We start from the raw sequence: 4,798 nt of genomic DNA, 5'->3' as shown, positions 1-4,798 counted from the left end.
TTTGATTTTGAATATATTGTTTAAGAACTTCAAGTGGCGCTCCTCCAACAGAAGCCACAAAATATGAAGGACTCCAAAGCGCTGTCTTGTGTGGTTTTTTATATCCTGCTGCTCCATATAATCTACTAGGGTTTTGGGAGCAATTCCGTAATTCAGTAGAATATGTTTATTACTAGGAGATTTTAAATGGTCACAGGAATACCTAAAAGCTATACTCGTTCTACCCTCCAGAAAATGCAGGAGAGTAGGGCAAAACTCAAGCTACAACAAGGATTACTATCAACAGATAATCCTGATGAACTGCCTAATTTTGAGGTGTGGAGATATACGAGTAGCGATCGCCTCGACGCGCCTTATGGGAAGAACCCTCGGTATCTTACAGGTACTCCTCAGCTTGTAGCAGTCCAGGCTTCTGCTATCAAAGCGCTGCATGATGAACTATCTTTGAGGTTGGGATATGCTGTTACCTTTGAAGAGTGGTTTGAGGAGTGGCAAAAAGGTTTCCCGACTTTGATTAATCGACCAGCAAGCGACCCAACACTTAAAACTAATTATCCCATTCGCGATACTGGCGATCGGACTGGGTGGCGAACTGACCCTGAATCGCGACCAGAATATAGCGAGTGGGGGTTGCCTAAAGGTAATCGTAAGTTTAGAGTTGTTGAGTATTTTCCTCAAGGAAGATCAAATCCCACTAATTCTATTTTGCTTAGTGGGAATGATTCCATGATGATCAGTCAACTTCTTAATTATGAGTGGAGCGGAAAAACAGTTGCTACACAGGCTGTGGCCAAAACTTACATCCCACCAGATAGAATCATCCGACGAAACCAACCAAGAATATATTTAATGTTTTTGGAAAACATGGCAGATGTAGAGCCAGGCTATTCTCCTGTTACTGGTGAAATAGGGTTTAGGCTTATGGACAAAACGGATAACCCAGAACTACCACTGCCTAAAATCACAAAGGCTGACCTTGTTCAACTAGCCACCAAAATAAAATCTTTATTTTGGGATAACGGTAGCTATGTATGGAAAAAAGGAAAAAATGTGTATTGTTACCACGATTGGGCAAAAGGTTATCAACTTCAATTGTTGTGTAGAAACAAGACCGCTGCTACAGAAATAGTCAATAAAGTTCTCGTTATTCAAAATCATGCGTATAACTCTTTGTATTTCAAAAGTAGTTTGCCAGAAGAGCCAGAAAAGAACTACCCTACCATTCCTAGAGAAATTACTGTGCTGGGAGAAAAGGTCAAGGAACCACGCTGGAGACCTATCGCAGATGTTCAATTCCAATGTGCAAAAATTTGGTTGAGCAGATGGCCGCAGTTAATTACTTTGATTGATAAAAAAGGAGCTATTTTGCCTGACCTTGTAATCCCCTAAAAAAATTGTCAGGAAGGTATACCTTTCTCCCGTAAAATCCAGCAATTTTTGACCTAAAATTGTAGTATGTAAAAAAAAACAGTTAGCCATGGCTCGGATATCAACTAAATTAGTTCGATTAAAGCGAAAACTTGCTATAGCTGAAGCTAGAGAGAACTACAAAAAAGAAACTTTGTTGGCAGCAGCAGCTTCTAACACTGTCACCCCTTACGAAGGGCGAGGAATTTTATCTACATTTTATGTGCCATCTTTTAAAGACAATGAAGTTTGCGTACAAGTCTCTTTTCCTTCTAGGTCATTGATTTTGATATTAGGCGGAACTGATCAAGCAGCGCTCGACAAAATAGGATGTTTTAAAAACCTTCCTGCCAATAAGTCACCAGTTCAACAAAAAGGTTATGCTGATAATTATTACAGCATCAGGGTGATCTATAAAGCAAACAGAGGTACGGCAAAAATAACTCCCTGGGGGTCGCGAACAATAACTTATACGAGAAAGGAGGAAGGGCAAAGCCACAGAGAGCTTCCTATTGGAGGAGATAACTTCAAAAAAATCAATCTTTTGTGGAGAACTTTGCAAACGGCAGTTCCCAACCCTCCTCTTGATTTAGAGTTGTTAAGACCAGCAGGAACGGTCTTAGATAAAGTAAAAATTACAAAATGATTAAAGATTCAAAATGGCTTGAGGAAAAAATTGCTCAAGAAGAACGAAAAATTGCAGCTTTGGAAGCTGGGCGAAATGATCCAAACGCAGTTTCTTATAATCCTCAAGGAACCCTTGTCAAAGTGCTTGTCCCGGCGTTTATGAATCCTGATGAAACTTTTTATATTGTTTCAGATAGAGAAGATACAATCAATTTTGTTTGTTCTGGCACTGGCGCTTCAGCGCTGGCTAAAATTGGATGTTTACCATATGGTACAAATGTTTCACCAGCAGGAAAAATCCCACAAAAATACAATACGAGGAGGTATCCAAGAGTATTGATAATCACAGGGGGTTCGCCTGAATATAAGATCACTAAGTGGGGAACAAGATATCTGAAGAAATATGCAAAGGGTGCTGACAAACAATCTCACCGATTGATTCCGTTTGGTCACAATCCCACAGTGGCAGCTCCTCAACCTGAAGACGTTTACGACTATTTTGTAGCGCAATTTGAAGAGGAAGGCGATTTGAACTTTTTGATATCAGGTGGTGGAAGTGCTAGCTTAATTTTAGGAAAGAATGAAGTGATAGCATCTATCAGTGGCTGATGACAGATTTGTCCAATGAAGATAATTGGGTTGACATTTACGACGACAGCAGGATTATCACAGATTATGACGCAAGCATAAATCGTTCTATCCCTAACTTTATAATACGAATCCCCTTTCTGTCAAAGTTTTTTAAGATATTTGCTAGCACTAACGGAAAGTTGACTTGGGTTTTCGGAGGATTGCTTCACTTGAGCTGGTTCGGTAGAAGAAAGGTCTCCTTTGAGGTTGGCAACAAAAAAAGTTTATCTTGATGAATGGCAATTTTGTCATTTTCCAGAAATATTTTTTTCTTCTATTTCTCATTTGGAGTTTCAAGTCCCTTATTATTTCCCTGACATCTCGATCGCAATCAAACAATATTCAGAAGACATTGCTGATTATGGTAATGAAGAGTCGGACATTACCGAACCATAGCTTTTAAGCAATTAAACTTTAGTTGTCTGTCTAAACCACTTATTAAGATAGTTGCTGACCAGTCAAATTGACTGGTCATTGCCAACAAGTTTTATTTGTAAGCTATTTTAGTCAATAATTTTGTTAATTGTCAGTAATAAAAAGCTTGGGTTGTTAGACGCCAGAACAAAGCTTTCTACATTGCCTATTGAATTGCTTGAAAAGTCTATACTTTCATTCCATTGATATTAGTGACTTTTCTATTTTTGATAAATCACATCTAACAGTTTGACTAGAACGTTGATTATAATTAAAGTTTAAACTTTGAATTATTAAGCGATGAATATAGATGATTCTCTTTCTATTTTAATATCAATTCTTTTATTGATTCTTTCTATTGTATTTATATCTGATGAAAAGCGAGATAGCTTTAAATATATTGGCCTTTTATTACTATCTATTTGTGGTATTTTCTTGTTAGAATATACAGACTATTTCGTCTTTGGTATTGTGGTTAGAATATCTGCGGTTATCTGGGCGCTTTTGTTGTTGTATTTTGAGGTCAGAGTGAGAATTTTAATCAACAATAGCAAAAACAAGTAAATGAATTTTTTCTTGGTTCAACAAACAGCAAAATTTAATAATGAATTTTATCAGTTAATAGCTTTGGTGATTGGGGCTGTTGTCACTATTTCAACTTTAGCTTTTCCTGTAATATTAAATCAAAGAGAAGAAAGTATCAAAAGTTTAAAGTCTAAAGTTTCTGATTTGGAATCTAAGAATCAAGAGCTGAAGGCTTTGAAACTTAAGCTGACAAGAATTGAGGCTATTTGTGAGACTGCTTTGGGCGCAAGCGGTTTTACGGAAAATTCTGCTAATTATTACATAAAAGTGGTAACTGATATTCAAGCAATTGTTGAGTTGAGCGAAGCAAAACAAGCTTACCAAAAGGAGCAACGCCCCAATAGTCGTAAAATTATTAGGAGAAATTAAAGATGTCTGAAGATAGTTTTTTATATTTAACCAATACACAGGAGCAAGATTATACTGGTTGTAATATTTTAAAGTTGGAATATATTAAAAATGGGGAGATTGTTGATAGTTTAAATTGTTGTTCTGGAGCGCCAGGGAGGCAATTCTTTCGCACTGGTGAAGAGTCTTTTGCTAGAAGTCTGGAACCTCTCCTCTGCCAGAGGGGCGATGGTTTATCAATGATATTGTGTGGGCTGGTGATATTGATGATTTTCAAGGGAATATTTTTCAGTCTGGAATTGGACCTGTAACGGTTCCTCTTGATTATGTGAGTCCTGGCACGACTGATAGAAGTGCGATTGAAATTCATATAGATTGGAATTATCATTATTCACCGGGAACTGCGGGGTGCATTGGGATGTATTGGATAGATCACATGAAGCAGCTAATTGAATGGTTGCGCGACAGCGACCCCCGCGACCTTTATGTTGATTGGGGGTTAGGAACTTGCCCCGTTGAAATGGAGTAACCTGTATTTAAAAATTTAATTTTTTTTCGTTTTTGTCGTAGTTACCCAGGCTTGGCTGTTTCTTGTTTGTTCTGGCCAAGGCCATTATTTTAATTGAGTAGGGATTTTCTCAAAGGAATTACAGGACTTGGTTTTTCAACTATATGCTTGCCGACCATGGCAACTTTTCTCGATCCAAAAATAGCTATACCTTTAGTTATTGTACCTTCCCTCTCAAGTAACCTCCTGGTGATGGCACAAGCTGGAAGCTCTCCGATT

General features: G+C 37.9%; 6 protein-coding genes and 1 pseudogene. 6 read left to right on the top strand and 1 reads right to left on the bottom strand.

The genetic code is table 11. The annotated features are described in order from the left end of the window. A pseudogene (locus F6K22_RS32175) lies at positions 1-88 on the bottom strand (transposase); the annotation flags it as partial. Between the two features lie 98 nt (positions 89-186). Here F6K22_RS32175 and F6K22_RS32170 point away from each other — a divergent pair. The 6 genes from F6K22_RS32170 to F6K22_RS32145 all read left to right on the top strand — a co-directional run bounded on the left by F6K22_RS32170 (position 187) and on the right by F6K22_RS32145 (position 4,540). Then, entirely contained in the window at positions 187-1,389 is a 1,203-nt protein-coding gene (locus F6K22_RS32170; RefSeq protein WP_293107673.1) for a hypothetical protein, read from the top strand. Between the two features lie 88 nt (positions 1,390-1,477). Continuing rightward, complete coding sequence (locus tag F6K22_RS32165) at positions 1,478-2,053, top strand: hypothetical protein (protein WP_293107670.1); 576 nt, start codon at positions 1,478-1,480, stop codon at positions 2,051-2,053. Next, positions 2,050-2,643: a hypothetical protein gene (locus tag F6K22_RS32160; protein ID WP_293107668.1), complete on the top strand. Its 594-nt coding sequence runs from the start codon at positions 2,050-2,052 to the stop codon at positions 2,641-2,643. The genes F6K22_RS32165 and F6K22_RS32160 overlap by 4 nt, the downstream gene beginning before the upstream one ends. 228 nt (positions 2,644-2,871) lie before the next feature. Further along, on the top strand, positions 2,872-3,060 hold the full coding sequence (locus F6K22_RS32155; RefSeq protein ID WP_293107665.1) for a hypothetical protein: 189 nt from the start codon (positions 2,872-2,874) through the stop codon (positions 3,058-3,060). Between the two features lie 582 nt (positions 3,061-3,642). After that, a complete protein-coding gene (locus F6K22_RS32150; RefSeq protein WP_293107663.1) occupies positions 3,643-4,032 on the top strand; it encodes a hypothetical protein in 390 nt (129 codons plus the stop codon). Between the two features lie 226 nt (positions 4,033-4,258). Continuing rightward, complete coding sequence (locus tag F6K22_RS32145; protein ID WP_293107660.1) at positions 4,259-4,540, top strand: hypothetical protein; 282 nt, start codon at positions 4,259-4,261, stop codon at positions 4,538-4,540. Positions 4,541-4,798 lie beyond the last annotated feature (258 nt).

Origin of the sequence: Okeania sp. SIO2F4, assembly GCF_010672385.1 — a bacterium.
Taxonomy (GTDB): Bacteria; Cyanobacteriota; Cyanobacteriia; order Cyanobacteriales; family Microcoleaceae; genus Trichodesmium.
The sequence above is the reverse complement of the archived record's forward strand: the minus strand, read 5'-3'. Positions and strand labels throughout refer to the sequence as shown.

Coding starts and splice junctions, on each gene's coding strand:
- F6K22_RS32170 (WP_293107673.1), top strand. CDS start 187: ATGGTCACAGGAATACCTAAAAGCTATACTCGTTCTACCCTCCAGAAA.
- F6K22_RS32165 (WP_293107670.1), top strand. CDS start 1,478: ATGGCTCGGATATCAACTAAATTAGTTCGATTAAAGCGAAAACTTGCT.
- F6K22_RS32160 (WP_293107668.1), top strand. CDS start 2,050: ATGATTAAAGATTCAAAATGGCTTGAGGAAAAAATTGCTCAAGAAGAA.
- F6K22_RS32150 (WP_293107663.1), top strand. CDS start 3,643: ATGAATTTTTTCTTGGTTCAACAAACAGCAAAATTTAATAATGAATTT.